Consider the following 24,232-nt stretch of genomic DNA (forward strand, 5'->3'; position numbering starts at 1 on the left):
GGCCGGACCGCCGGCCGTGCCCCCGGTGCAGGCCGGGCCGCCCGCCGGACCCCCGGTGGCCGAACCGGCCGGACCGCCGGCCGTGCCGCCGGTGGCTCCCGTTGCAGCGCCTGCGGTGCCGGTCGTCGAGCACGTCGTGTCCCCGGCCGTTGACGTCGTCGTGCCTCCGGTCGTCGAGACAGCGGTCCAGCCAGTCCTCGCGCCGGTCGCCCCGGTGCCCGCGCCGGTCGTTCACCCCGTCGCGAAGGACGTGCCGACCGCGGTCGTGCCCGTGGTCGAGGCGGCCGCCGAGCCGGCTGCACCGGCCGTCGCGACCACTCCGGCCGTCGCGACCACTTCGACCGTCGCGACCACTCCGACCGTCGCGACCACTTCGACCGTCGCGACCACTTCGACCGTCGCGACACCGACGGCCGGCAGTGCTCACGAACCGGTGGCCGCCACGACGCAGAGCGCCGTCGGCCAGCCCATCGTCTTCCCGACCGTCGGTGTCGCCGCATCGGTAGCCCAGGTGCTGGTCCCGCGTGCCGCCGCCGCACCGGGGACCGGACAGTCCGTCGAGTGCCGCGCGTCTGCTCCCCGCACCGCCGGCCCGGCTGACAGGACCGCGCCGGGGGAGCGCTCCTCAGGCTCGTTGCCCGTCGAGTCGCCGCTCGCCGGCGACCTCCCCACCGAGCCCGACTCCCCGGCCCCGCCGGAGCCCAGACCGATCGCGCCGACGGCGCCCACGATGTCGTCCTCGACGTCGCTGACCGCCATGGCCGCCGTCTGCACGGCCTGGGCGCCGCCCACCGTCGTCTGCACCGTCCGGACACCGGCGTCGGCTCCGGCCGTCGCGTCCGCCGCCCTGCGCGATCCGTCCTTCTCTCCCGACTGACCTCCTCACCAGGCGCGCACCAGCCGCCGGACGAGGTCGGGTTCCTCCCGTACCGCACCGCCGGCCGTGCGCTGCCTTCCCGGGCGTGGCCCCGACCTGGCTCCCGCTGGGTCCGGGCCACCGGGCGGGGAGGTATCGGGGATGGGGGTTCTGCACCGGCCGGTGGCCGAGGGGGCACCCCTGACCTCCCCGCCCAGCTATCAGGACGACGGGGGCGGTGGCCATACCGCGGCCCCCGCCCCCGTCGACCGCTACGACCGGACACCCGGACGACGCCGCGCGGCCATGCCTACGACACGGCCGCATGCTGTCATGACGTCATAACGACTACGCGCATGCTGCGTCCGCTGCCCGAACGCGCCACCGTCGTCGACGTGCACGGCTCCCGGTTCGTGCTCGAGTGGCTGGACCGGGACACCCTCGCTGATGCCGCAGAGACGGCCCGGCGCACCGGGGACCTGCCGGAGGAGCGCGCCGAGAGCTGAGGCGCGCGGACCTCTGTCGCGCGGGCCGGTCGTCGGGCACAGTCCCGCCCGTGTTCCCCGTCGTCGTCATGATCGTGGTCGTGTTGGTGATCGCCGGCATGTTCACCGCTGCGGCACGCCGGAGCCGAACAGCCGGTGGACACCGCTCCGGCGGCGACGGGTCCGGCTCCGGCTGGTCCGGTGACGGCGGCTCCTGGTCCGACGGCAGCCACCACGGCCACTCCGACGGCGGTGGCTGGGGCGGCGATGGTGGCGGTGGTGGAGACGGCGGCGGAGGTGGCGGCGGCGGGGACTGACCTGTCGCCGCGGTACGCCGAAGGATCCTGTCGCTAGGCGGGAGCGTGCCTCACCGTTCCGTCATGACGACCATCGTGGTGCTCGGCGTCCTGGCGACGGTCCTCCTCCTGGCCCTGGCCATGCAGCGGTCCCGGACGCAGGCCGAGGGGCGGTCACGCACCTGGGCGGCCGGCGGCGGCTACGGAGTGGGCGCGCGGACGGGCTCCGCCCACTCGCCGGGGTACCTGGCCGGCGGCGTCGTCGTCTCCGGCGCGGACGGCGGAGGAAGTGGCCTCGGTGACTGCGGCGGTGGCGGCGGAGGGGGCGACGGCGGCGGAGGCTGCTGACCCTCAGTCCGGCAGGCGGCGGGCGACCAGTCGCCCGTAGAGCACCGGCACGGCCGCCCACAGCACGAACGCCCACCGGTCGACCAGCGGGAACAGCGGCACCGAGACGAGGAAGCCGAGCGCACCGGGTGCCGCGCGCCGCCACGGGTGGGCGCCCACCGCGGCCGGCGCCGAGGGCGCGAACAGCCCCTCCCGTGCGGCCAGCGACACCATCGCCGCAAACACCAGCTGCAGCAGTGCCTGCGCGACGGCGAACATCCCGAACCGGACCGTGTCCAGGTCGCCCTCGGTCAGGACGCGCGTGAGGAACGGCGTCAGGACGATCAGCAGCAGCCAGGTGAGGGCCAGCGTGACCAGACGCGGGTGCTCGCCGACGAGCCAGCGGAACACGCGGTGGTGCGCCCGCCAGTGCGCGGCGACGACGAGGAACCCGATGAGGAACGCCAGGTACTCGTAGGCGTGGTCGCCCAGCGACCGCAGCACAGCCGCTGCCGTCGCGCCCTCGGGAGCCGGGAGCTCGAGCGCGAGCAAGGTGATCGCGATGGCCACGACCGCGTCGGAGAAGAACGTCAGCCGGTCGGCGGCGCCCCGCTGGACGTCGGCGGCGTCCGGGTCGAGCGGGTAGCCGTCGGCCATGCCGGGAGGCTAGTGCCGGCGCTCCTCGTCCCGCCGATGGCCGATGCCGCCGGGACCGTGGGAGGCCGGGACCTCCTCGCCGGGGGCCACCGGCCCGGGCGCGGTGCCGTCGCCGAAGGGGGCGCCGCCGAGCTCCTCGCGGCCGTGCGCCGTCAGCCAGTTGCGGGTGTCGGGGCCCATCGGGATGACCTGCGTCGGGTTGATGTCGGCGTGGACGACGTAGTAGTGCTCCTTGATCTGCGGGAAGTCGGTGGTGTCACCGAAACCGGGCGTCTGGAACAGGTCGCGCGCGTAGGCCCACAGCACCGGCATCTCCGCCAGCTTCTGCCGGTTGGCCTTGAAGTGGCCGTGGTAGACGGCGTCGAAGCGGGCCAGCGTGGTGAACAGCCGGACGTCGGCCTCGGTGATCGTGTCGCCCATGAGGAAGCGGCGGGTGGCCAGGCGCTCCTCGAGCCAGTCCAGCGCGGTCCACAACCGGTCGTAGGCCTTGTCGTAGGCGGCCTGGTCGCCGGCGAAACCGCACCGGTACACGCCGTTGTTGACCTCGGTGTAGACGCGCTGCATGACGTCGTCCATCTCGTCCCGCAGGTGCTCGGGGTAGAGGTCGGGGGCGCCGTCGCGGTGGTGCGCCGTCCACTGGGTGGAGAAGTCGAGCGTCATCTGCATGAAGTCGTTGGTGACGACGGCCTTCGTCGCGACGTCGACCATCGCCGGCACCGTGATCCCGCGCAGGTACTCCGGGTCGCGGGCGAGGAAGGCCTCCTGCAGCCGCTCGTAGCCCAGCACCGGGTCGCGGCCACCGGGGTCGAGGTCGAAGGTCCAGCTGCGCTCGTCGTGGGTGGGCCCGCAGATGCCCATCGAGATGACCGGCTCGAGGCCCAGCAGCCGGCGCACGATCGCCGCGCGGTTGGCCCACGGGCAGGCCCGGGCGATGACCAGGCGGTAGCGGTCGGGCTCCACCGGCCAGGGGCCCGAGCCGTCGGCGGTGATCCGGTCGGTGATGTAGTTGGTGTCGCGGCTGTACTCCTGGCCGCTGGTGACGTAACCGGATCCCTTGTCGTCGCTCACCCGACGAGCCTCGCCGACGGCGGCTCCCGGCGCCCGGCGGACGGTGCTGACCCGCAACTCCGTGCTCTGGGTCACCAGCGGACTCACGCCACGAGCCGGCGGGAGGTGTCCTGCGCCCGCTCGTGCTCTGCCCACACCTGTAGGCAGAGCACGACTGCGCGCGGGACTACAACCGGGACGTCGTCGCGTCGTCCTCCTCCCCGCTGAAGTACTGCTCCAGCACGGCCCGGAACACCGGTTGCGACGGGTCGGCGTGGGCGAACAGCGTCATCGACGAGCGCAGCTTCTGGGCGTCGACCGGGCCGAGCACCGCCGCGGCGTCGCGACCGGGCAGCTCGGTGAGCGCCTGCGCGCACTCGACCAGCCGCGCGCCGAGCACCGGGTGGGCGAGGTAGGCGCGCGCCTCGTCGAGGCCCGAGATCGCGTAGCGCTGCGCCGTCGCGCTGCGGCCGAGTCCGGCGACCTGCGGGAGGACGAACCACATCCAGTGGCTGGTCTTGCGCCCGGCGCGCAGCTCGGACAGGGCCTGCGCGTAGGTGTCGGTCTGCGCGTCGACGAAGCGGTGCAGCTCGTACGGGTCGTCGTCGGTCATGGCGGAGGGCTGCCCTCCACCTGGCCGACCGACACCCCGACCGGACCCCCGTCCCGCGCCGAACTGGAGCCTCAGCAGGCCTGTGCCGTCCCGGCGAGCGCCCGAGCGCCGGCCCGCAGCGACGCCGCGCGGGTCGTGGCGGGCACGGACCGCAGGCGCCGGACCGGCCGCGGCGGGAGGACGTCGCGGCACCACCGCTCGCAGTCGGCCAGCCGGTGGCCGGTGGAGAGTGGGCGCGGTACCACCCGGAGGGACTCGAGCCGGGTGCGGGGGAGCATGCGGTCCTCTCTGCAGGGGCGTGGTCGCGCCCGTTCCCCTCAGGTATCGGCAGGCCGGGTGCGCCCCGGAACGGTCGCCATCTCGGAGGCGATCATCGAGTTGTTGCCGCTCGCCGCGGCGTGTCCGCGTGTGTCGGCGGCCACGACTCGATGATCAACGTGGTGTCAGAGGTCGGCGCGGCACGACCGTGACGGCGCACCGGATGCCGGGCGCACGGGCCAGCCACCCGTCGGCGGTGACGACCGTGCAGTCGAGGGCCTCGGCCAGTGCCACGTAAGTGGCGTCGTAGGCGGTCAGGTTGTCGCGCAACTGCCAGACCCGGTCGAGCAGGCCGGAGGCGGGATGGCGCGTGACTCCGAGCCGCCGCCAGGTGTCCAGCGCCGCCCAGCCCTCGTCCGCCGTGACGGTGCCGGCGGACACGGTGCGCCGCAGTGCGCTGGCGACCTCCGTGTCGACCAGGTGGGGTACCTGGATCCGTTCACGCCCGAGCAGGTCGCGGGCGGCGCCGGCGTTCAGCAGCGCGGATACGATTGCCGAGGCGTCGGCGACGATCACCGTCCGGCGCGCTCGGCGTCCAGGCCGGCGATGACGTCCTCGGCTGGGACACCGAGATCGGGCAACGCGCCGAGCAGCGCGGGGTTGTCGGCGCGACGTGATGCCTCCGCGAGCTCGCGGACGGCCAGTGCACCCACGGACGTCGCCTCGTGGGCGGCCAGTCTCTCCAACCGGTCGACGACGTCGTCCGGGACGTTCCGCAGGTACAGCGTCCTCATGTCGCAAGATGCCAGCAGTCTGCAAGCAGGTTGGCTGAAGTCAGGCATGTAGCCGCAGGCCGGCGCAGTGGGTCCGCAGGTGCTCGCGGTGGTGGCGCATCCAGATGACGGTCTCGAGCGCGCGCAGGTCACCCATCGTCACGAGGCCGGCCTCCGCACGGGCCGCGGCGACGACGTCCCCCAACACCCCGCCGTCCGCGGTGAACGCCCACACCGCCCAGCCCCACGGGTCGTCCGTCGAGCCCAGTGCGCACAGCACGACCGGGTCGGGCACCGGCACCAGCAGCGGCCGCTTGCGGGCGAGCAGCGTCCCCGCCGTCCGGAGGTCCATCCCGACCGGCTCCTCGAGCAGGTCCCGCGCCATCCCGAGGAGCCGGAGCGGGTCGGGAACGAGCGGAGAGGCGACCGGCACGTCGGCGGGGACGTGCCGCAGCAGGTCCGCGACGTCGAGCCCGAGGTCGCCCTCCAGCAGGTCGAGCGCGACGCCGGCCGGCACGGAGACGCCGACCAGCGTCAGCGCCACCAGGTCGCCGGGGGTCACCCGGACCGGATCGACGTCGCCGAGGAACTCGAACCGCCGTCGCGGGTAGAACGGCGAGTCGGAGCGGCGCAGGTCCGCCACGGCGAGGGGGTCGTCGACGAGACGGAGCAGGTCCTCGAGCACGGCGACACCGTGCCGCAGGGGTCCGACGAACTCAGGCCGGCAGCAGTGCCTCGAGGCCCTGCTCGGAGTCGGCGGCCAGTGCCCGGCCGACAGCGACCGCGTGCGTCATCCGCAGCGACCCGGACAGCCACAGCAGGACGTCGTGCAGCCGCAGCCGGGTGAGCGGGCGGCCGAGCAGCGTCGCCGTCGCCGTCTCGAGCACGGCGAACGCCCCGGCGTTGGCGACGAGCTCGCGGTGGACGACCGCCTCGGGCCCGCTGTCGCCCTCGCGCAGGTGGCCCCACAGCTGGCGCCGCGTGACGCCGTCGACCAGCGGCACCAGCGCCGGGTGCCGGTGGTGCAGCGCGGCGACGACGTGCCGCGCGCCCGGGCCCTCGGCCAGCGAGCGCAGCGCCGCACCCACGGTGCCGGGCTCGGCCAGCACGGAGAACTCGTCGTCCGGCAGCTCCCAGAAGGCCCGACCGTCGGCGCGGCCGACCGCCTCGGCGGCGAGTGGCCAGGCGGCGGCCAGCCGCGCGCGGACGGCGGACCAGGCCGCCGGGTCGAGCCGGCCGTGCAGGCCCTCGGCGAGCAGGACGTCGCGGTCGGTGGCACCGTCGGCGGTCTCGGGCGGCTGGCCGTCGAAGCGGTCCATCGCGTAGGCGAGCACCTGCACCCACCGGCCCTGCGGCGAGCTGGGGGAGCGGAAGAACAGCGGCCGGCGCCCGCGCGCGTACCCGAGGACGGCGGCCAGCGCGGTGGCCATCGGGATCGGGTCGGGCCCCGCGCTCGGGAGCACGAGGGCAGCGACGTCCGGTCCCCCCATCACGGATCCCATTGAACGCCGTCGCCGACCCGGCCGGTGGACCGCTGAGTCCCCGGGCCCGTGGCAGTCGTACCCGCATGACGACCGACCTGGGACGGGCGGCGGCCACCACTGCACAGGTGGTCGCCGGGATCCGCGACGAGCAGCTGACCGCACCGACCCCGTGCGAGGGCACGCCCGTGGCGGGGATCCTGGCCCACCTGGCTGGGCTGGCGTACGCCTTCCGCATGGCCGGTGAGAAGACGCCGGTCGACGGTCAGGCTTCCCTCGACGCCGGGATGCTGCCCGCCGACTGGCACACCCGGATCCCCGCCGAGCTCGACGCGCTGGCCGCCGCCTGGCGCGACCCGGCGGCGCACGAGGGCATGACCGCGGCCGGCGGTGTCGAGATGCCGGGGGAGGTGGCCGCCGTCGTCGCGCTCGACGAGGTGGTCGTGCACGGCTGGGACCTCGCCGTCGCCACCGGCCAGCCCTACGACGTCGACCCCGCCGACGCCGACGCCTGCCGGGCGTTCGCCGACTCCTTCGGCGACGACCGGCCGCCGGGCCTGTACGGCCCGCGCGTGGAGGTGCCCGACGAGGCCCCCGCCCTGGACCGGCTGCTCGGCGCCACCGGCCGCGACCCCGGGTGGAAGCCGCCGGTCTAGGGGAGCCGCCAGAGCGTCGGCTCGCCGCGGCAGTCGCTGACGACCGACCCGCGGCCCGTGCCGTCCACGTCGGCCCCGTCGACGGCGCCGCTGTCGCAGAGCTCCACCTCGGCGACGACGTCCCCGGCCGACAGGTCCACGGTCCGCAGCAGCACGCGCGGGACCTCGCTGTCGGCCACGGTGTCGACGAGGGTGGCCTCCCCGCCGGCCGGGTCGACGACGAGGACCGCCGGCAGGTCACCGGCCACCGTGGCCAGCACCTCGGCGCCGCGGGTGATCCGGAGGTCGCCCCTGCCGCCGACCGTCGCGTACACCTCCCCGTCCACGACGGTCAGGGGGCCGGCCGCACCCGGACCGAGGGGCGTCTCCGTGACCGCGGCCAGGCCGGGGTCGGCGGTGACGACCACGGCGGTGCGGCCGGTGTCCGTGGCGACGACGACGCCGTCGTCCTCCGTCGTCCCGAGGTCGCGGGGTGTGCCGGGCAGCCCGACCTCGGCGCGGACGGCGCCGGTCGCGGGGTCGACGGCGAGCAACAGGTCGGTGCCGTCGATGCGGGAGAGCGCGAGGTACAGCACGCCTTCCGCAGCGGTGACGTCGAGGGCCGCGACGTCGGCGGCGCCGAGCGTCCCGACCGGCTGCGGCGCAGCGGCGCCCTGCGGACCGGCGGCCACGAGGGCGACCCGCCCGGCGGCGAACCCGACGACCACCACGCCGTCGCCCGCCGCGGCGATGCGGGTGAGTCCGGGCCGGTCGGCGTCGAGGCCGGGGAGGGGGACGGCGGTGGCGGTGCCGTCCGCCGCGACGTCCGCGAGGGTGAGCGGGCCGCCGGGCGGGGCCAGCAGCACGACCGACCGGCCGGCGTCGGGAGAGACCACGCCGAGCACGTCGGCGTCCACCCCGGCCACCTCCGCCAGGGACACCGACGGCGGCCGCTGTCCGGAGGGCGCCGCGTCCTCGACGGAGGTGCCGCCGCACCCGGTCAGCAGGACGGCGGCGAGCAGGAGCGCCGAGGGGCCGCGCACGGTCGGGGAGTCTGACAGGCCCAGCGGGCGGGGACGAGGACTCGCGGCGCGGTCGCCGGCGCGGCATCGTCGCGGGGCATGCGACCGCTGAGCGAGCAGACCGTCCTGATCACCGGCGCCACCGACGGTCTCGGCCGGGCACTGGCCCTCGACCTCGCCGGCCGCGGCATGACCGTGCTCGCCCACGGGCGCGACGAGGACCGGCTGCAGGCGCTGCTCGCCGAGCTGGGGCCGGCGGCGCGGTCCTACCGGGCCGACCTGTCGTCGCTGGCCGAGGTCCGCGTGATGGCGGAGACGGTCGAGGCCGACGTCGACCGGCTCGACGTGCTGGTCAGCAACGCCGGCATCGGCCGCGAGGTGCCGGGCGGGCCGGGGCGGCAGGAGAGCGCCGACGGCCTGGAGCTGCGGTTCGCCGTCAACTACCTGGCCGGCTACCTGCTGACGCGGGAACTGCTCCCCCTGCTCAGGGCGGCCGGGGAGGCGCGGATCGTCAACGTCTCCTCGGCCGCGCAGATGCCGATCGACTTCGACGACGTCCAGCTCACGAAGGACTACGGCGGCACCCGCGCCTACAGTCAGAGCAAGCTCGCGCAGATCCTCTCGACCGTCGACCTCGCCGAGGAGCTGCAGGGCACCGGCGTCACGGTCAACGCGCTGCACCCGGCCACGTTCATGCCGACGAAGATCGTCGCGAACCCGACGTCGACCATCGAGGAGGGCGTCGAGGCGACGGCGCGGCTCGTCGTCGACCCGGGCCTGGCCGGCGTGACCGGGCGCTACTTCGACGGCCTCCGCGAGACCCGCGCCCACGAGCAGGCCTACGACCCCGAGGCGCGCCGGCGTCTGCGGCAGCTGTCCGACGAGCTGGTCGGGTGACGGCGCCGCCGCCACCCGACCGCCGTCGTCAGGCCTGGCCCGCCTTCTCCTTCTCGTACCGCTCGGTCATCGTGGCCACGGCGGCCATCTGCGCGGCGGCGTAGTCCTCGCGCTTGCCCATCGCGTACTCCTTGGCGCCCAGCGTCGCCTGCGCGTGACTGATCTCCCCGCCCTGGAAGTGCGGCATGACGTGCTGCGCGATGAGCTCCCACGACCGCTTCGTGGCCTGCGGATTGGCCCACTCGTGGCCGAGCAGCAGCATCGCGCCGAAGCCGCCGGACTGGTCCCACAGCCGCTGCACCTGCGCGCGGGCGTCCTCGACGGTGCCGATCGCGCCGACGCCGGCCTCGTTGATGAAGTCGATCATCTCCGTGGCGTCGCCCCCCTCGACCGCCATCTGCGGGAACGCCGCCGTCTTCTGGAAGTACCGGAACCACGTCTCGATGCCGTGCTGGACCTCGGCGTAGGCCTGCTCCTTGGTCTCGGCGACGTGCATCAGCCCGACCAGCCGCCAGTCGCGCCGCGACACCGTCTGGCCGAAGTGCGCCGCCCGCTCCTCGACGACGTTCCAGTGGTGGGCGAGCGCGTCGAAGCCGTCCTTGCTGAGGGTGGCGCCGATCGACAGCAGCCCGATGCCGTGGGTGCCGGCCATGCGGGGCCCGGTGGGGGAGGCGACGGCGGCGACGGCGATCTCGAAGCACGGCTGGCTGTAGGGCCGCAGGTGCAGGCGAGCGTTGACCAGCTCGTGCGTGCGGGTCTTCTGCGTGACCGTCTCGCCGCGCAGCAGCCGCATGATGATGTCGAGGTCGACCTCGAGCAGTTCGCGGGTGTCGGTGGGGTCGAGCCCCAGCATCATCGAGTCGGTGGGCAGCGAGCCGGGGCCGCAGCCGAGCATCGAGCGCCCGCGGGTGAGGTGGTCGAGCAGCACCATGCGCTCGGCCACCCAGAGCGGGTTGTGGTAGCTGATCGACGTGACGCCGGTGCCGAGCTTGATGTGCTTCGTCCGTTCGGCGGCCGCGGCGATGAAGATCTCCGGGGAGGCGATGATCTCGGTGCCGGCCGAGTGGTGCTCGCCGATCCAGGCCTCGTCGTAGCCGAGCCGGTCGAGGTGTTCGACGAGCTCGAGGTCGCGCTGCAGCGCGAGGGTCGGGTTCTCGCCGGCGGGGTGGAACGGGGCCAGGAAGGTGCCGAAGCGCAGCCGGTCCATGAGGGTCTCCTCGAGGTGGGGGGAAGGCGCTCATCGTGGCGCAGGTCACACCCCGTTGACCATGGTCAGCCGACGACGAACGCGGTGGACGACGCGGCCTCGGCGGTGATGCACGAGCCGATCACGGTGAGCCGGTCGCCGGACAGCGCCACCCGGCCGAAGGCGGCCTGGCCCTCGCACAGCCGGACGTCGGCGAGCTGCTCACCGCTGGCCAGGTCGAGGGTGACCACGCCGGACTCGACCTCGAAGCCGGCCACCGGCAGGTGGGCCACGCGCCCGTCGGCGGAGACGGCGAGGTCGGCCAGGGGGCGGTCGGTGCCGGGGACGGCGTGCGAGGCCTGCACCTCGCCATCGCGGACGGTGACCACGCGGAACGGGTCGTCGCTCGACCCCGCGGTGAGGCTGACGACGGCGGTGCCGTCGTCGGCCAGGCGCAGCGCGGACGGGATGCTGGCCGGGCGGTCGGGGGCCAGCTCGACGAGGTCGAACTCCTCCAGGTCCTCGTCCCAGGTGCCCAGGACGGCGACGTCGGCCAGGTCGGGGGCACGGGCGTCGCTCATGAGCGCGGTCGGCCCGCCGTCGTCCGGCACCGCGAGCGCCACGACGGTGAGCCCCTCGTCGAGGTCCGTCTCGGCTCGGGTGTCCCCGGTCGCCGCGTCGAGGCTGACGAGCCGGTCGGCGGTGGCGGCGTAGAGGCGGCTGCCGTCGGGGGAGAGGGCGGCGGCGGCGAGCTCCTTGAGGACGACCTCGGTGACCGTGGGGGCTCCGCTCGCCGGAACGCTGGTGATCCGGTCGGGGCCGACGACGAGCGCGGTGCCGTCGGGGGCGACGAGGAGCTGTGTGCCGACGTCCTCGAGACGCCGGACCTCGCCCAGCCCGTCGTCGGTCAGCGTCGCCAGGTAGCCGACTCGCGGGTCGGCGGTGTCGCCGAGGAGGACGAGCGCGCCGTCGTCGGTGGGCCCGAGGCCGAGGACGTCGACGCCACCGGGCGCGACGGCGTCGAGGTCGACGGTGGCCTCGACGTCGGTGAACTGCTGGGGCGGCGGGGGCTCGTCGTTCCCGCCGGTGCAGCCCGTGACCGACAGCGCGACGAGGGCGACGGCGGCGCGGCGGGCGGGCATGGGGGCTCCGGGGGTCGGTGCGGCGAGTGTGGAGCCGGGCCGCGCGGGGCGGCAACCGCGCGCCGTGGTCTGATGCCCGGGTTGGTCCCCGGGCCCGCGGGCCCCAGATCCGGAGGTGCGCTCGTGGCTGACGCCGAGGTCCTGCTCGAGGTCGACGGCGGCGTGGCGGTGGTGACGCTCAACGCGCCCGACCGCCGCAACGCGCTGACGCCGGCGATGGCGTCGGAGCTGATCGGCGTCCTCGACCGGGTGGATGCCCAGCCCGAGGTCGGCGCGCTGGTGCTGCGTGCGGTGGGCAGGTCGTTCTGCGCGGGCGGGGACGTCGCGACCCTGACGAACGCCGGCAAGGACCCGGCCGCGCCCGAGAACTACGACGGCATGGGCCGGATCTACGACTCCTTCTACCGGCTGGGCCAGGTCAAGGTGCCGACCATCGCCGCCGTCCGGGGCTCGGCCGTGGGCGCCGGGATGAACATGCTGCTGGCGGCCGACCTGCGGATCGTCGCCGACGACGCCCGCCTGCTGGCCGGCTTCCTCAAGCGCGGCCTGCACCCCGGTGGTGGGCACTTCGTCATCCTGTCGCGGCTGATCGGCCGCGAGGCCGCCGCGGCGATGGCGCTGTTCGGCGAGGAGATCAACGGGACCCGCGCCGTGGAGCTCGGGCTGGCGTGGGAGTCGGTGGACGAGGCCGCCGTCGAGGACCGCGCGATCGAGCTGGCCCGTCGCGTGGCCGCCGACCCGGAGCTCGCCCGGGTGGCCGTGGGCAACTTCCGCAGGGAGGTCGTCAACGGCGCGGTGAGCTGGGAGGTCGCCACCCAGTTCGAGCGCCCCGCGCAGATGTGGTCGATGCGCCGCTCCGCCCAGGCCTGAGCCGCGGGAGCCCCGGCCCGGTACGAGGGTCGGGGCGCCGGCCGTGCTCACGCCTCGCCGCAGGCGCGGTACCCGCCCTGCTCCGCCACGACGAGCAGGTGCTCCAGACGGATCTCGTCGCCCCGGATGAGACGGACGTCGACGACGTAGGACCGCGGCGTGGAGATCCCGCGCGGCCGGACGTCTCCGACGTCGACGGTCACGCCGTCGGTGAGGGGTCCGGTGATGGCGACGGCCTCGTCGTGACTGCGGCTCCAGCGCTCGACCGTCCTGTACTCGGCCTGCACGTCGGAGCACACCAGCTCCCAGGGCCTCGCCAGTCGTAGCGCTGGTTGGCGGCGACGAAGGCCTCGGCCACCGCACGCGGTGAGCGCGTCGCCGAGGCGAACGTCAGGTGAGCGGCGATCCCGGCCACCAGCGCGACCACCGCGAGGACCGTTCCGCCGGCGACGAGATCGCGGCGCCGCCACGCACGATCTCCCGCGTCCGGCCGCGGTGGTGGTGCGAGGAGCCCGCGGTCCTCGGGCGACCAGCCGTACCGCACCGTCACCGGGGGCCGTCCTCGTCGCGGCTGGCCGTCGACCGCGCGACCTCGCCGAGGAAGTGGTGCGCCTCGACGAGCGGCTCGACCCGCCCTCCGGCGGCGAGGTGCAGGCTCCAGGCCTGGTCCAGCCCGTCGCCGAGGACGTCGTGGAAGGCGCACAGCCAGTCCGTGTCGATCTCGGTCTCGACCGGCTCGCCGGGACGGCACAGGGCCATCGCGAGCAGGACGTCGTTGGACCCGAGGGACGCGGCCACCTCGTCGTGGACGCCGAGCAGACCGCTGACCAGTCGCAGGTCGGGCCGGGCGGAGATGTCGTCGACGGGCAGGAGGACGGGGGACTGCCTGCCGTCCGGGCCGACCCAGCTCAGCCAGAGACTGCGGGTGTCGAAGAGCAGGGGCTGCAGGAGGCTCGCCCAGCGGCGGGTGAGCGCGAGCGGTGAGCGGACGGGGACGTCGGCGAGGACTGGTGTGGACATGCACGACACCGTGGCAGCGGCGGACGACCGGCCCGGGAGTTGTCCACAGGCTGCCCCGTCACTCGATCACGAAGGCGGTGGTCGAGGGGCCGTCGGCGCCGATGCACGAGCCGACGACGGTGAGGGTCCTGCCGTCGGCGGACGGCGCGATCGCGCCGAAGGCGCCGGCGCCGCCGCACAGCGCGACGGTCCCGGTGCGCCCGCCGGTCGCGAGGTCGATCGCCGTCAGCTCGGCCGGGTGATACGAGGCGGACAGCACCACGTAGGCCACGCGGCCGGTCGGGTCGACGGCGAGGTCGAGCGCGGTGTCGTCGGTGCCCTCCAGGTCGGCAACCGTCTGCACCCTGCCGTCGACGACGGTGACCAGCCGCCCGGCGTCCAGCGCCTCGTTCACGTAGGCGGTGACGACGACGGTGCCGTCGGCGGTCACCCGCAGGGCGGTCGGCGTGCCGCCCCCGGCGACGAGCTCGACCGGCTCGTCGTCCGGCCGCAGGTCGGGGCTGAGCCGGAGGAGGTCGACGCCGCCCCCGGGACGGGTGACCAGCGCGAGGAGGTCGCCGTCCGGAGCTCCGGCGAGGTGCGTGACCGGACCGGGCGCAACGGCGGTGACCCGGACCTCACCGGTGCCGGCGTCGACGGCGGTCAGCCGGGTGTCGCGGGCGAGGTTGAGGACGTCGCCGTCAAGGAGGACGGCGTCCGGCGGCCCGTCGAGGCGGAGCGGCAGGACCGCTCCGCCGACCCGGGTCAGCGCGGTGCCGACGATGAGCGGCGTGCCGTCGTCGGCGATGACCAGCTCGCTGTCCGGGTCGACGGCGGGGACAGCGGTGGGGGTGCCGCCCGCCAGCGGGACCAGCCAGCTTTCCGCGGCACCGGCCGCGCCGACCAGGGCCACGGGGAGGCCGTCGGGGCTGGGCGCGAGGTCGTAGACGACGACGTCCGTGCCGACGGCGGCGTCGAGGTCCACGGTGTCCACGACCGTGTCGAGCAGGGGAGGGACGTCGTCCCCGCCGGTGCAAGCGGCGGCGAGCAGGACGGCGAGCGCTATCGCGGCGGTGCGGGACATCTCGTCTCCCGGGCGGGGAGGCGAGGGTCCCGCCGGGGCGGCTCCCGGGGCAAGCGCCCGCTCAGCCGAGGGACGTCGTCCGCTCGGCGGGCCGGGCGGACTCGATGAACGCCCTGATGACAGGGTAGACCTCGGCCTCCCAGCGGGAGCCGCTGAAGACGCCGTAGTGGCCCACCCCGTTCTGCAGGTGGTGCCGTTTGCGCTCCTCCGGGATCCCGGTGCACAGCCGGTGGGCCGCCTCGGTCTGGCCGGGGGAGCAGATGTCGTCCTGCGCGCCCTCCACCGTGAGCAGCGCGGTGTTCCGGATGGCGCCGGGGTCGACGCGCTCGCCCCGCCACGTGAGGCGCCCGGTGGGGAGCTGGTGCTCCTGGAAGATGCGGCCGACCGTCTCCAGGTAGAACTCGGCGGGGACGTCCATCACCGCGCCGTACTCGTCGTAGAAGGCCTGGGTGGCCGCGGCCGCGGCCGTGTTGCCGGCCACCAGGTCGCGGTACATCCGCGCGTGCGCGCTCAGGTGCCTCTTCGGGTTCATCGACATGAAGGCGGTCAGCTGCACGACCCCGGGGTAGACCCGTCGTCCTGCGCCCGCGTACCGGCCCGGCACGGTGTCGATGAGCCGCCGCTCGAACCAGGACAGCGGCTTGGTGGCGGCCGCGGTGTTGACCCGGTTGGGGTTGACCCGGGTGTCGATCGGGCCGGCCATGAGGGTGAGGCTGGCCGGCTCGGCGGGGTCGCCCTCGGCGGCGAGCAGCGCGACGGCCGCCAGCACGGGGACGGCGGGCTGGCAGACGGCCACGACGTGGGTGCCGGCGCCGAGGTGACGCAGCGCGTCCATGACGTGGGCGATGTACTCGTCCAGCCCGAAGCGCCCGCGGTCCACGGGGATGTCCCTCGCGTTGTGCCAGTCCATGACGTAGACGTCGTGGTCGGACAGGAGCGTGCGGATCGTCGGCCGGATGAGCGTCGTGAAGTGGCCGGACATCGGGCCGACGACGAGCACGCGGGGCTGACCAGGGACCGACGGCTTGGCGAAGTGAAGCAGCGTGCCGAACGGCGTCGTCAGCGCCGGGCGCTCGACGACGTCGACGTCGCGGCCGCCGACCCGCACGGACCCGATGCCGTACGCCGGCCGGTCGTGGGTGGGACGCGCCTTGGCGAGGATGTCGCAGGCCGCCCGGACGTGCCGCACGGCCGGGGTGCGGGCCAGCGGAGCGGGCAGGGCGTGCAGGGCACGGGCGGTCAGCCCGGATGCCGCGACCACGGGCGCCCCCGCTCGACGGTTAATCTCGTAGGCGGTGTAGAGCATCGGCCTGCCTGTCGCGGAGTCGGCGTACGTCGAGTGACGTGCGTCACCCGCCGGTAACGTAACCGCAACCCGGGACGGCGGCGCGGCGACTCACGGCACGGATCACGGGGGAGCGCTCTGTCCCCGAGCGGGCTGCCATCGCTCGAGCTCCGCCATCAACTCGGCGACGACCTCGGCGGCCGGCCGGACGTCGGTCACCGCGCCGACGCCGGCGCCCGCGTACATGGCCATCGCGTCGAGGTGGCCCTCGGCGCCGGTCACGGGCGGGAGGCCGGACCCCCGGGGCACGGGGACCCGGGCGCCGCCCATGGACACCGTCCCGACGACGTCGTCGTCCAGCTCGGCGAGCCGGTCCACCGCGGCGCGCAGCACCCGGGCCCGTGGGCTGGTGGCGCAGAGCGGGCAGACGGCGAACGCGTCGGTGACGACGGTGCTGTCGTCGGCGGCGTCGACGACCGCCTGCTTGTACGCCGGGGAGGCGCCGGACTCCGTCGTCGCGAGGAAGCGCGTGCCGATCCGGGCGCCCGCCGCGCCGGCCGCCATGACCTCGGCAAAGGAGCGTCCGTCGGTGATGCCGCCGGCCGCGAGAACGGGGACCTCGACCGCGTCGAGGACCTCCCGCAGCAGGGGGAGGAGCGGCTCGGAGCCCCGGACGTGGCCGCCGGCCTCGACCCCCTGGACGGTGACGACGTCGCAGCCGGCGTCCACCGCGGCGCGCGCCTCCGCGACCGACCCGACCTGCCACCCCACGAGCGCCCCGGCCCGGTGGGCCACCTCCACGAGCCGGGGCGAGGGGTCGAACCAGAAGAAGTCGACGAGCCGCACCCGCTTCGCGACGTCGGTGAGCAGAGCCTCGTCGACGTCCGGGGTGACGACGTTGGCGGCCAGGACGCCGGACGAGCGCCCGCGCATCCCGTCCAGGAGCCGCAGCAGCGCCTCAGGTCGGAGACCGAGCGCGCTGACCGTGCCGACGCCGCCGGCGTCGGCGACCGCCACGGCCAGGTCCGGCGTCGAGACCGTCCCCATCGGCGCCTGCTGGATCGGGACGGAGCAGCCGACCAGTTCGGTGAAGGGCGTCTGCACGGCGGGTCCGGCGGCCCCGCGGTCAGGAGGCGCCGGCTCCCATCACGTCGGCCCACTGGCGGGTGTCGGTGTACTGCTGGAACCGGACCATCGTGCCGTCCCGGACGTCCCACACGTGCACGAACTGGGCGTCCAGGGGCCGGCCGGTCGCCCGGTGGCTGGTGGCGGAGTAGCGGCCCAGGGCGGCCACCGTGTCGCCGTCCACGAGGAAGCGGTGGATGTCGAGCCGGAAGTCCTCGTACTCGTCGCCGATCCTGGCGAAGACGCCGTCGACGATCTGCTGAGGGCCCACGAAGGGGTGTCCGAGGTACCAGGGATTGCCCTCGGCCTCGAACCACTCGGCATCCTCGGCGATCACACCGAGGACCGTGCCGACGTCACCGCGGGCGAAGGCCTCGTAGAGAGCCTCGACCGTCTCGAGGCTCGTGGTGGCTGTCTGCGTCATGGCGACCTCCCAGGAGAGCGGGTGCGGCCACGGTAGGGAGACGCCCGGTCCCGGTGAGGGGTGCGGCGGCTCGCGCGGGCGGTGCCCAGCGCGCCGCGCCGGTGCGTGACGCGGGTGCGCCGGGCGGTGGGGTCAGGGGCCCGTCACGTGCGCGGAGCAGTGACCTCGGGGTCGTAGCCGGGCAGCCACCGGCGGATCTCGCCGTCGACCGCGACGGTGGCGCCCAGCGAGCAGAGGACGCCGGTCATCCCGACGGCCACGCGCTGGAGCAGCAGGTGACGCGGCGGGATGGTCAGCCGGCGCTGGGTGCGGGCGGTGGCGCTGAACGGATCGGAGGCAGCCCGCGTCTGGTCCTGCATCCAGGCCCGGGTGAACGTGTAGGAGGGGCTGCGCAGCGGCTGCAGGTAGGGGTCGAGCAGCGCCATCAGGGCCTCCGGGGTCACCGCCTCCGGCTGCAACAGTCCGGCGGAGGCGGCGATGCGGTGCAGGGCCCCGGCGTCGCCGTCGCGGCCGGCAGCGAGCAGCGGGCCGAGCTTCACCGGCCAGCCGTCCGGCAGGGCCTCGGTGGCCCCGAAGTCGAGGACGCCGAGCCGGCCGTCGGGCAGCAGCCGGAAGTTGCCGGGGTGCGGATCGCCGTGCACCCGGCGGGCGCGCACGGGTGCGGAGGCGAACAGCCGCACGAGCAGCAGGCCGGCGCGGTCGCGGTCGTCCCGGGTGCCGTCGGTGATGACGCGGGACAGTGGTGTGCCGTCGACCCAGCGGCTCACCAGCACGTTCTCCTCGACGGCGAACACGTCGGGGACGGCGATGTCGGGGTCGTCGCGGAAGGCGTCGGCGAACGTCATCTGGGTGTCGGCCTCGAGGACGTAGTCGACCTCCTCGACCAGCCGCGCGCGCAGCTCCGCGAACAGCTGCCGGGCGTCGAGGCCGGGCATGGCCGTCTGCACGACCGGTGCCACCTTCTGCATCATCCCGAGGTCCGCGACGAGCGCCTCGCCGGCGCCCGGGTACTGGAGCTTCACGGCCACCGGGGTGCCGTCGGACCAGGTGGCGCGGTGCACCTGGCCGACGCTGGCCGCCGCGACCGGCCGGTCGTCGAAGTCGCGCAGCAGCTGGCGCCAGGTCCTCCCGAGGCCGGCCTCGAGCTGCTGGTGCACCAGCGCGGTGGGCATGGCCGGCGCCGCGTCCTGCAGCCGGACGAGCGCCTCGCGGTAGGGGCCGGCCAGCTGCTCGGGCAGCGCGGCCTCCATCGCCGACATCGCCTGGCCGACCTTCATGGCGCCGCCCTTGAGCTGGCCGAGGGTGGCGAACAGCTGCTCGGCGGTGCGCTGCTGCACCTGCGCCGCGACCGCCTCGGCGGGGCGACCGCCGAGGCGCTTGCCGATCCCGACAGCGGTGCGGCCGGCGAACGCCGCGGGCAGCGCGGCGAGCCGGGCGGTGCGGGCGAGGCGGCTGCCCGTCGGCCGGCCGGTCCCCGAGGTCACCGGCCGACCGACGTGCCGGGCGTGCTCAGCCCTCCGTCCCTGGCAGGGGTGGCAGTACACCCGCCATCGTCAACCAGCCGAACCAGTCACCGATGTGCCATGCCTCGGACACCCTGTCCCCGGTCCAGTGCAGGACGTGCACGCCCTCGGCGGACAGGTGGTTCCCGCTCGGTTCCACGCCCGGGAGCAGCGGCGTCGTCCCGGAGTGGACGGCCTCGGCCGTCCAGCGGTGGACGGAGGTGGTCCCGTCGACGACGTGCTCGTGCACCTGGACGTGGGCGTCGGAGAAGCCCGCCCGGAAGTGGGTGATGAACTCCCGCAGCTCGGCCCGGCCCATGTCCGGGAACGGGGGCCCGTGGTGGACGAGGTCCTCCGCGAACACCTCGTCCACGGCAGACAGGTCCCCCTGCTCCCAGGCCGCCATGAAGCGGGTCATCGCCTCCCGCGCCCGGTCCTTCGAGACCGCTGAGCTCGTGGTCTGGGTCATGGCACGGCTCCTTCCGCGTGTGTCTGCGACGTCCCCGATGTTCCTCGGACCGACGTGCCGGACGAGGGGCCTCCGCCCCTGAGTAGGTGGACGTCAGTGGACGTCGCGCTCCTGCCCGGACCAGTAGGGCTTTCGCAGTTCCCGCTTGAGCACCTTGCCGACGGGGGAGAGCGGCAGCGCGTCGACGACGTCCATCGACCTCGGGATCTTGTAGCCGGCGAGCCGGTCGGCGCAGAAGTCGTGCAGCTCCTCGAGGGTGACGGTGGCGCCGGCCGCCGGGACGACGACGGCGTGCACCCGCTCGCCCCAGGTCTCGTCGGGGACGCCGATGACCGCGCAGGTGGCCACCGCCGGGTGCTGGGCGAGCACGTTCTCCACCTCGACGGAGTACACGTTCTCCCCGCCGGAGATGATCATGTCCTTGAGGCGGTCGGTGAGGTGGAGGTAGCCGTCGTCGTCCATCCAGCCGGCGTCGCCGGTGTGCATCCACCCGCCGCGCAGCGCCTCGGCGGTCTCCTGCGGACGGTCCCAGTACCCGAGCATCACGTTGCCGCCACGGACGACGATCTCGCCGACCTCCCGGCGGGGCAGCTCGACGTCGTCCGGGCCGACGACGCGCACCTCCGCGTGCGGGGCGGCGCGGCCGACGGAGCGCCGGTGCCGCGGGTCCTCGTGGTCCTCGGGGGTGAGCACGGTGGCCGCCGGGGCGAGCTCGGTCATGCCGTAGGCCTGCATGAAGCGGGCGTTGGGGAGGGCCTTCATCGCCCGGCCGAGCAGCGCGTCGGACATCGGGGAGGCGCCGTAGAGGACCAGGCGGACGCTGGTCAGGTCGAACTCGTCGACCCGTGGGGAGTCGACCACCAGCTGGATCATCGTGGGCACCAGGAGCACGTCGGTGACGCCGTGCTCCTGGACGGCGGTCAGCACGGCGACCGGGTCGAACACCGGGATCATCACCTGCGTGCCGCCGACGACGGTGGCGCCGACCCAGTTGGAGAACGCGGCGAGGTGGAACATCGGCGCGGAGTGCAGGCCGACCAGGCCGGGCGGGAAGTGCACGCTGGCCAGCCCGCCCATGGACGACGTCAGCAGGTTGTCGTGACTGAGCATGACGCCCTTGGACCGGCCGGTGGTGCCGCCGGTGTAGAAGACGCCGGCCAGGTCGGCGCCGCCGCGGCGGGCGTCCTCGACCGGTTCCGAGGTCTCGATCAGCTCCTCGAAGGCGAGCATGCCGTCCGGGGTCGGGCCGTCGCCGGCGTGGACGACGTGCCGCAGCCCGCTGTGCGCCGCCCGGATGCCGTCGACGCACGCCGCGAAGACGTCGTCGACGACGAGGACCCGGGCGTCGACCTCGGCGAGGGAGTCGGCGATCTCGGGGACGCTCCAGCGGATGTTGACCGGGACGAGGACGCCACCGGCCCACAGCGTCGCGCCGAGGAACTCGTGATAGCGGTCGGAGTTGAGGGACAGGATGGCCGCGCGCTCCCCGTCCGTGACGCCCAGGTCCCGGAGGGCGGCCGCCAGCCGGGCGATCCGGTTGACCGACTCGGCGTGGGTCCGGGAGCGCCCGGCACAGACGGTGGCGACCTCGTGCGGGCGCTGCTGGACGTGGCGGTGCAGACCCTGGGTGACGTACACGGCGCCGACCTCCCGTCGCGGTGGGTCCGGAGCGTCGCGTGGACGGCGACCGCGCTGCCAGAGGCGGACGGCCCTGGGGGCGCGCAGGCGGCGTCGATCGGTGGGTCCTGACGTCGGGGCGTGATCCGCCGGTGCCACCTGGTGAGCACGCGCAGGTCGGAGGACAGGTCGTCGGCTGTTCGGCTGTACTGCCGTCCCGCGTCCCCCGAGGCTCGCGGGCGGGAGCCGCGGCGACGCGGCGCCCGCCAGCCGGGGACCGGATGCGGTCCCGCCGGTCAGATCAGAAGGGGCCGCCGTGGCCGTCTACCAGTACCGGTGCGCTGAGCACGGCGTGCTGGAGGTCGCCCGCCCGATCGGCACCGCGGCCGACTCCGAACCCTGCCCCGGCTGCGCGAACCCCGCGCCGCGGGTCTTCACCGCTCCCCGCCTGGCGCTGGGGTCGGCCCGCAACCGGGCGCTGATCGACCGGACCGAGCGCAGCGCCGACCAGCCCGCGGTGGTCCCCGCCCCGCAGTCCCGCCGAGCCGCACCACAGGCGCAGAACCCCGCGCTCGCGCGTCTGCCCCGTCCCTGACCCTGGAGGTCCGCCGTGCCCGAGGTCGTCTTCCCGCTCGACTCCAGCAGGTCGTTCACCGACCAGGAGCTGGTCGGCCACAACCGCTGGCACCCCGACATCCCGCCGGCGGTCACCGTGCGCCCGGGCGATGTCTTCCGGGTGCACTGCCGCGAGTGGTTCGACGGTGCCATCCACAACGACGACTCGGCCGACGACGTCCGCGACGCGCCGCTGTCCCGGGTGCACGCACTGTCCGGGCCGATCGCGGTGGAGGGAGCCGAGCCCGGGGACCTGCTGCTCGTCGACATCCTGGACCTGGGCCCGATCCCGCAGGAGGACTCCGGCCCGCTGGCCGGCCAGGGCTGGGGCTACACCGGCATCTTCGCGAGGACGAACGGCGGCGGTTTCCTCACCGACCAGTTCCCCGACGCCTACAAGGCCATCTGGGACTTCCGCGGGCAGACGGCCACGTCGCGGCACGTGCCGGGGGTGTCCTACACCGGGATCACCCATCCCGGGCTGATGGGCACCGCACCGTCGGCGGACCTGCTGGCGCGCTGGAACCGGCGGGAGGGCGCGCTGATCGCCACCGACCCGGACCGCAACCCGCCGCTGGCCCTGCCGCCGCTGCCGGACGACGCGATCCTGGGTTCGCTGTCCGGTGGGGCCTTCGACCGGGCCGCGGCGGAGGCCGCCCGGACCGCGCCGCCGCGGGAGAACGGGGGCAACCAGGACATCAAGAACTTCACGCGGGGCAGCCGGGTGTTCTACCCGGTGTTCGTGCCGGGGGCGAACCTGTCGGTGGGCGACCTGCACTTCTCGCAGGGCGACGGCGAGATCACCTTCTGCGGCGCCATCGAGATGGGCGGGTTCATCGACCTGCACGTCGATCTGCTCAAGGGCGGCATGCAGACCTACGGGGTGTCGGAGAACGCGATCTTCCTGCCTGGCAACGTCGAGCCCCGTTACGACCGGTGGCTGGCCTTCTCGGGCACCTCCGTGACGCTGGACGACGAGCAGCACTACCTGGACTCCGACCTCTCCTACCAGCGCGCCTGCCTGCACGCGATCGACTACCTGACGAAGTTCGGCTACAGCCCCGAGCAGGCGTACCTGCTGCTGGGCTCCGCGCCGATCGAGGGCCGGCTGTCCGGCGTCGTCGACATCCCCAACTCCTGCGCGACCGTCTACATCCCGACCGGGATCTTCGACTTCGACGTCGAGCCGTCGGCCTCTGGGCCAATGCGCATCGACCCGGGGATGGGCGCGCCCAGGTCGTCCGCCTGAGCGGGTCCGCGCACGACGCCGTGCCGCTCCGTGTCCTGAAAGTGACGCAGGGCAGCTAGCGTCGCCGCGCGTGAGCGCCGTGACCGAGACGCCCCTCCTGCCGAGTCCGCGGGAGGCGGTCGCCGAGCCGGCGCGGCTGGCTGCGATCGCGAGTTACCGGCTGGGCGGGCACGCGGGGATCGCCGACCTCGACGCCGTCGTGGCGTACATGGCGCGGACGGTGGACGCGCCGATCGCGATGATCAACCTGGTCGGCCCGGACCAGCAGTGCTACGCGGCCGAGCACGGCGCCGGGGCGCCGTACTCGCACGTGCCCGACGAGCTGTCGTTCTGCGCGTACGTGGTGGCGAGGCGGGCGCCGCTGGAGGTGACCGACGCGCTCGTGCACCCGGTATTCCGCGACAACCCGGCGGTGGCGGCCGGCGCAATCCGTTCCTACCTCGGGGTGCCGCTGATCGACGAGGAGGGCTTCGTCCTGGGCTCGCTGGGCGTGTTCGACGACGAGCCGCGAGAGTTCACGCGGGCGGAGTACGAGGTGCTCGAGATCCAGGTCCGGCTGGTGCGCAGCGTGCTGTCGCTGCGGCGTCAGGTGGCCGCGCACCGGTGGGACGCCGGGCTGCTGGCCGCGCAGGGGAAGACGCTGGAGGCGGTGGCGGCCGGGCTGCCGCTGGAGTCGGTGCTGGAGACGCTGACCTCGTCGACGGCCGAGCTGACCGTGGACGCGGATGTGGACCAGGCGGTGCGGCTGCAGCAGACGGTGGACCGGCTGACCGCGGTGGCCACCAAGGCCGACGGGTGGAAGCAGGCGCTGCTGCGCTCGGCGCGGCAGGACCCGCTGACCGGGCTGGCCAACCGCAGCCACCTGCTCGACACCGGCCGCGCGGCGCTGGCCGTCGGGGGAGCGGTGCTGTTCGTGGACGTCGACCGGTTCAAGGAGGTCAACGACCGCGGCGGGCACGCGGTGGGGGACCAGCTGCTCGTGCGGCTCGCCGACCGGCTGCGCCGGCACGTGGGGAGGGAGCTGCCGGGTGCGGTGGTCGGCCGGCTGGGTGGGGACGAGTTCGTGGCGGTCCTGCCCGGGGTGGACGCTGCTGCGGCGGAGGCCATCGGGCACGGGCTGGCTGCCGTACTGGTGGACGAGGTCGAGGTGGGACGGCGGACGGTGCGGGTGTCGGCCTCCATCGGGTTGGCGATGGCTACACCTGGGACGACGCTAGACACTGTCCTCTCGCTGGCGGACCGGGCGATGTACGGCGCCAAGGAGCGCGGCCGCGGCGTCCTGCACATGGTTGACGCCGAGGACTTGCCGGCCTAGCTC

The 24,232-nt window shown here is 74.6% G+C and carries 32 protein-coding genes; 9 read left to right on the forward strand and 23 right to left on the reverse strand.

What is annotated here, in order from left to right; translation table 11 throughout:
* The 3 genes from BM414_RS30195 to BM414_RS28365 form a co-directional block, all read right to left on the reverse strand.
* On the reverse strand, positions 1-235 hold a 235-nt coding region (locus tag BM414_RS30195), incomplete at its 3' end, for a hypothetical protein (RefSeq protein ID WP_342716148.1).
* Positions 232-390: a hypothetical protein gene (locus BM414_RS29320; protein ID WP_175551546.1), complete on the reverse strand. Its 159-nt coding sequence runs from the start codon at positions 388-390 to the stop codon at positions 232-234. The genes BM414_RS30195 and BM414_RS29320, both read right to left, overlap by 4 nt.
* Positions 391-423: 33 nt before the next feature.
* On the reverse strand, positions 424-804 hold the full coding sequence (locus BM414_RS28365) for a hypothetical protein (RefSeq protein ID WP_139245798.1): 381 nt from the start codon (positions 802-804) through the stop codon (positions 424-426).
* Positions 805-1,212: 408 nt separating this feature from the next.
* Between BM414_RS28365 and BM414_RS29325 the strand changes: the two genes are divergently transcribed.
* From BM414_RS29325 to BM414_RS29330, 3 genes are all read left to right on the forward strand, one after another.
* On the forward strand, positions 1,213-1,362 hold the full coding sequence (locus BM414_RS29325) for a hypothetical protein (RefSeq protein ID WP_175551547.1): 150 nt from the start codon (positions 1,213-1,215) through the stop codon (positions 1,360-1,362).
* 50 nt (positions 1,363-1,412) lie between these two features.
* The gene (locus BM414_RS11095) at positions 1,413-1,658 is read left to right on the forward strand and encodes a hypothetical protein (RefSeq protein WP_175551548.1); all 246 of its coding nucleotides are present in this window, start codon (positions 1,413-1,415) and stop codon (positions 1,656-1,658) included.
* A 63-nt stretch (positions 1,659-1,721) separates the two neighbouring features.
* Positions 1,722-1,985: a hypothetical protein gene (locus tag BM414_RS29330; RefSeq protein ID WP_093579495.1), complete on the forward strand. Its 264-nt coding sequence runs from the start codon at positions 1,722-1,724 to the stop codon at positions 1,983-1,985.
* A gap of 3 nt (positions 1,986-1,988) precedes the next feature.
* Here BM414_RS29330 and BM414_RS11105 read toward each other — a convergent pair whose 3' ends face one another.
* From BM414_RS11105 to BM414_RS11140, 8 genes are all read right to left on the reverse strand, one after another.
* Positions 1,989-2,621: a TMEM175 family protein gene (locus BM414_RS11105; protein ID WP_093579496.1), complete on the reverse strand. Its 633-nt coding sequence runs from the start codon at positions 2,619-2,621 to the stop codon at positions 1,989-1,991.
* A gap of 9 nt (positions 2,622-2,630) precedes the next feature.
* Positions 2,631-3,689, reverse strand: a complete 1,059-nt coding sequence (locus tag BM414_RS11110) for a glutathione S-transferase family protein (RefSeq protein WP_093579577.1) — start codon at positions 3,687-3,689, stop codon at positions 2,631-2,633.
* A gap of 166 nt (positions 3,690-3,855) precedes the next feature.
* On the reverse strand, positions 3,856-4,281 hold the full coding sequence (locus tag BM414_RS11115) for a DUF1810 domain-containing protein (protein ID WP_093579497.1): 426 nt from the start codon (positions 4,279-4,281) through the stop codon (positions 3,856-3,858).
* Positions 4,282-4,352: 71 nt separating this feature from the next.
* Positions 4,353-4,559, reverse strand: a complete 207-nt coding sequence (locus tag BM414_RS11120; protein ID WP_093579498.1) for a hypothetical protein — start codon at positions 4,557-4,559, stop codon at positions 4,353-4,355.
* A gap of 154 nt (positions 4,560-4,713) precedes the next feature.
* Positions 4,714-5,115 (reverse strand): type II toxin-antitoxin system VapC family toxin, encoded by a 402-nt coding sequence (locus BM414_RS11125; RefSeq protein ID WP_093579499.1) that lies wholly within the window; start codon positions 5,113-5,115, stop codon positions 4,714-4,716.
* Complete coding sequence (locus BM414_RS11130) at positions 5,112-5,333, reverse strand: antitoxin (RefSeq protein ID WP_093579500.1); 222 nt, start codon at positions 5,331-5,333, stop codon at positions 5,112-5,114. The genes BM414_RS11125 and BM414_RS11130 overlap by 4 nt, the downstream gene beginning before the upstream one ends.
* A 40-nt stretch (positions 5,334-5,373) precedes the next feature.
* Positions 5,374-5,997, reverse strand: coding sequence for a DUF6308 family protein (locus BM414_RS11135; RefSeq protein ID WP_093579501.1), 624 nt, complete (start codon positions 5,995-5,997; stop codon positions 5,374-5,376).
* 31 nt (positions 5,998-6,028) lie between these two features.
* Entirely contained in the window at positions 6,029-6,802 is a 774-nt protein-coding gene (locus BM414_RS11140) for a hypothetical protein (protein WP_093579578.1), read from the reverse strand.
* A 77-nt stretch (positions 6,803-6,879) separates the two neighbouring features.
* Between BM414_RS11140 and BM414_RS11145 the strand changes: the two genes are divergently transcribed.
* A complete protein-coding gene (locus BM414_RS11145) occupies positions 6,880-7,449 on the forward strand; it encodes a TIGR03086 family metal-binding protein (protein ID WP_093579502.1) in 570 nt (189 codons plus the stop codon).
* Here the strand turns inward: BM414_RS11145 and BM414_RS29335 are convergent.
* Positions 7,446-8,471 carry a hypothetical protein gene (locus tag BM414_RS29335; protein ID WP_093579503.1) on the reverse strand — a complete coding sequence of 342 codons (1,026 nt, stop codon included), beginning with the start codon at positions 8,469-8,471 and terminating at the stop codon, positions 7,446-7,448. The two genes, BM414_RS11145 and BM414_RS29335, sit on opposite strands and share 4 nt — an antisense overlap.
* 78 nt (positions 8,472-8,549) lie before the next feature.
* Between BM414_RS29335 and BM414_RS11155 the strand changes: the two genes are divergently transcribed.
* Positions 8,550-9,347 carry an SDR family NAD(P)-dependent oxidoreductase gene (locus BM414_RS11155; protein ID WP_093579504.1) on the forward strand — a complete coding sequence of 266 codons (798 nt, stop codon included), beginning with the start codon at positions 8,550-8,552 and terminating at the stop codon, positions 9,345-9,347.
* A 28-nt stretch (positions 9,348-9,375) separates the two neighbouring features.
* On the opposite strand, the gene BM414_RS11160 is transcribed toward BM414_RS11155, so the two are convergent.
* Positions 9,376-10,554, reverse strand: a complete 1,179-nt coding sequence (locus BM414_RS11160; protein WP_093579505.1) for an LLM class flavin-dependent oxidoreductase — start codon at positions 10,552-10,554, stop codon at positions 9,376-9,378.
* A 65-nt stretch (positions 10,555-10,619) separates the two neighbouring features.
* Complete coding sequence (locus BM414_RS29340) at positions 10,620-11,675, reverse strand: WD40 repeat domain-containing protein (protein WP_093579506.1); 1,056 nt, start codon at positions 11,673-11,675, stop codon at positions 10,620-10,622.
* Between the two features lie 123 nt (positions 11,676-11,798).
* On the opposite strand from BM414_RS29340, the gene BM414_RS11170 reads away from it, so the two are divergent.
* Positions 11,799-12,545: an enoyl-CoA hydratase/isomerase family protein gene (locus BM414_RS11170; protein WP_245784644.1), complete on the forward strand. Its 747-nt coding sequence runs from the start codon at positions 11,799-11,801 to the stop codon at positions 12,543-12,545.
* Between the two features lie 47 nt (positions 12,546-12,592).
* Here the strand turns inward: BM414_RS11170 and BM414_RS11175 are convergent, their stop codons facing one another.
* From BM414_RS11175 to BM414_RS11215, 9 genes are all read right to left on the reverse strand, one after another.
* Positions 12,593-12,832, reverse strand: a complete 240-nt coding sequence (locus BM414_RS11175; protein ID WP_139245800.1) for a hypothetical protein — start codon at positions 12,830-12,832, stop codon at positions 12,593-12,595.
* Between the two features lie 259 nt (positions 12,833-13,091).
* Positions 13,092-13,565, reverse strand: coding sequence for a hypothetical protein (locus tag BM414_RS11180; protein WP_175551549.1), 474 nt, complete (start codon positions 13,563-13,565; stop codon positions 13,092-13,094).
* Positions 13,566-13,623: 58 nt separating this feature from the next.
* Positions 13,624-14,628: a YncE family protein gene (locus BM414_RS11185; protein WP_093579509.1), complete on the reverse strand. Its 1,005-nt coding sequence runs from the start codon at positions 14,626-14,628 to the stop codon at positions 13,624-13,626.
* A gap of 61 nt (positions 14,629-14,689) precedes the next feature.
* Positions 14,690-15,934, reverse strand: a complete 1,245-nt coding sequence (locus tag BM414_RS11190) for a polyhydroxyalkanoate depolymerase (protein WP_093579510.1) — start codon at positions 15,932-15,934, stop codon at positions 14,690-14,692.
* Positions 15,935-16,036: 102 nt separating this feature from the next.
* Positions 16,037-17,017, reverse strand: coding sequence for an NAD(P)H-dependent flavin oxidoreductase (locus tag BM414_RS11195; protein WP_093579511.1), 981 nt, complete (start codon positions 17,015-17,017; stop codon positions 16,037-16,039).
* Between the two features lie 22 nt (positions 17,018-17,039).
* Complete coding sequence (locus BM414_RS11200) at positions 17,040-17,462, reverse strand: nuclear transport factor 2 family protein (RefSeq protein WP_093579512.1); 423 nt, start codon at positions 17,460-17,462, stop codon at positions 17,040-17,042.
* A 143-nt stretch (positions 17,463-17,605) separates the two neighbouring features.
* Positions 17,606-18,946 (reverse strand): ABC1 kinase family protein, encoded by a 1,341-nt coding sequence (locus BM414_RS11205; protein ID WP_093579513.1) that lies wholly within the window; start codon positions 18,944-18,946, stop codon positions 17,606-17,608.
* Positions 18,947-18,971: 25 nt separating this feature from the next.
* The gene (locus tag BM414_RS11210) at positions 18,972-19,433 is read right to left on the reverse strand and encodes an ester cyclase (protein ID WP_093579514.1); all 462 of its coding nucleotides are present in this window, start codon (positions 19,431-19,433) and stop codon (positions 18,972-18,974) included.
* Positions 19,434-19,526: 93 nt separating this feature from the next.
* A complete protein-coding gene (locus tag BM414_RS11215) occupies positions 19,527-21,071 on the reverse strand; it encodes an acyl-CoA synthetase (protein WP_093579515.1) in 1,545 nt (514 codons plus the stop codon).
* A gap of 295 nt (positions 21,072-21,366) precedes the next feature.
* Here BM414_RS11215 and BM414_RS11220 point away from each other — a divergent pair, with 295 nt between their 5' ends.
* From BM414_RS11220 to BM414_RS11230, 3 genes are all read left to right on the forward strand, one after another.
* Positions 21,367-21,645: an FmdB family zinc ribbon protein gene (locus BM414_RS11220; protein ID WP_093579516.1), complete on the forward strand. Its 279-nt coding sequence runs from the start codon at positions 21,367-21,369 to the stop codon at positions 21,643-21,645.
* Between the two features lie 15 nt (positions 21,646-21,660).
* Positions 21,661-22,914, forward strand: coding sequence for a formamidase (gene fmdA, locus BM414_RS11225; RefSeq protein ID WP_093579517.1), 1,254 nt, complete (start codon positions 21,661-21,663; stop codon positions 22,912-22,914).
* Positions 22,915-22,984: 70 nt separating this feature from the next.
* On the forward strand, positions 22,985-24,229 hold the full coding sequence (locus tag BM414_RS11230; protein WP_139245802.1) for a sensor domain-containing diguanylate cyclase: 1,245 nt from the start codon (positions 22,985-22,987) through the stop codon (positions 24,227-24,229).
* Positions 24,230-24,232 lie beyond the last annotated feature (3 nt).

The organism is Geodermatophilus amargosae (assembly GCF_900116515.1).
GTDB lineage: Bacteria > Actinomycetota > Actinomycetes > Mycobacteriales > Geodermatophilaceae > Geodermatophilus > Geodermatophilus amargosae.

Bases quoted from the DNA above. Each gene is read 5' to 3' on its own strand.
- BM414_RS11190 (WP_093579510.1), bottom strand. From the start codon at position 15,934: ATGCTCTACACCGCCTACGAGATTAACCGTCGAGCGGGGGCGCCCGTG.
- BM414_RS29325 (WP_175551547.1), top strand. From the start codon at position 1,213: ATGCTGCGTCCGCTGCCCGAACGCGCCACCGTCGTCGACGTGCACGGC.
- BM414_RS11115 (WP_093579497.1), bottom strand. From the start codon at position 4,281: ATGACCGACGACGACCCGTACGAGCTGCACCGCTTCGTCGACGCGCAG.
- BM414_RS11105 (WP_093579496.1), bottom strand. From the start codon at position 2,621: ATGGCCGACGGCTACCCGCTCGACCCGGACGCCGCCGACGTCCAGCGG.
- BM414_RS29340 (WP_093579506.1), bottom strand. From the start codon at position 11,675: ATGCCCGCCCGCCGCGCCGCCGTCGCCCTCGTCGCGCTGTCGGTCACG.
- BM414_RS11130 (WP_093579500.1), bottom strand. From the start codon at position 5,333: ATGAGGACGCTGTACCTGCGGAACGTCCCGGACGACGTCGTCGACCGG.
- BM414_RS11155 (WP_093579504.1), top strand. From the start codon at position 8,550: ATGCGACCGCTGAGCGAGCAGACCGTCCTGATCACCGGCGCCACCGAC.
- BM414_RS11140 (WP_093579578.1), bottom strand. From the start codon at position 6,802: ATGGGGGGACCGGACGTCGCTGCCCTCGTGCTCCCGAGCGCGGGGCCC.
- BM414_RS11120 (WP_093579498.1), bottom strand. From the start codon at position 4,559: ATGCTCCCCCGCACCCGGCTCGAGTCCCTCCGGGTGGTACCGCGCCCA.
- BM414_RS29330 (WP_093579495.1), top strand. From the start codon at position 1,722: ATGACGACCATCGTGGTGCTCGGCGTCCTGGCGACGGTCCTCCTCCTG.
- BM414_RS11160 (WP_093579505.1), bottom strand. From the start codon at position 10,554: ATGGACCGGCTGCGCTTCGGCACCTTCCTGGCCCCGTTCCACCCCGCC.
- BM414_RS11200 (WP_093579512.1), bottom strand. From the start codon at position 17,462: ATGACGCAGACAGCCACCACGAGCCTCGAGACGGTCGAGGCTCTCTAC.
- BM414_RS11185 (WP_093579509.1), bottom strand. From the start codon at position 14,628: ATGTCCCGCACCGCCGCGATAGCGCTCGCCGTCCTGCTCGCCGCCGCT.
- BM414_RS11180 (WP_175551549.1), bottom strand. From the start codon at position 13,565: ATGTCCACACCAGTCCTCGCCGACGTCCCCGTCCGCTCACCGCTCGCG.
- BM414_RS11145 (WP_093579502.1), top strand. From the start codon at position 6,880: ATGACGACCGACCTGGGACGGGCGGCGGCCACCACTGCACAGGTGGTC.
- BM414_RS11210 (WP_093579514.1), bottom strand. From the start codon at position 19,433: ATGACCCAGACCACGAGCTCAGCGGTCTCGAAGGACCGGGCGCGGGAG.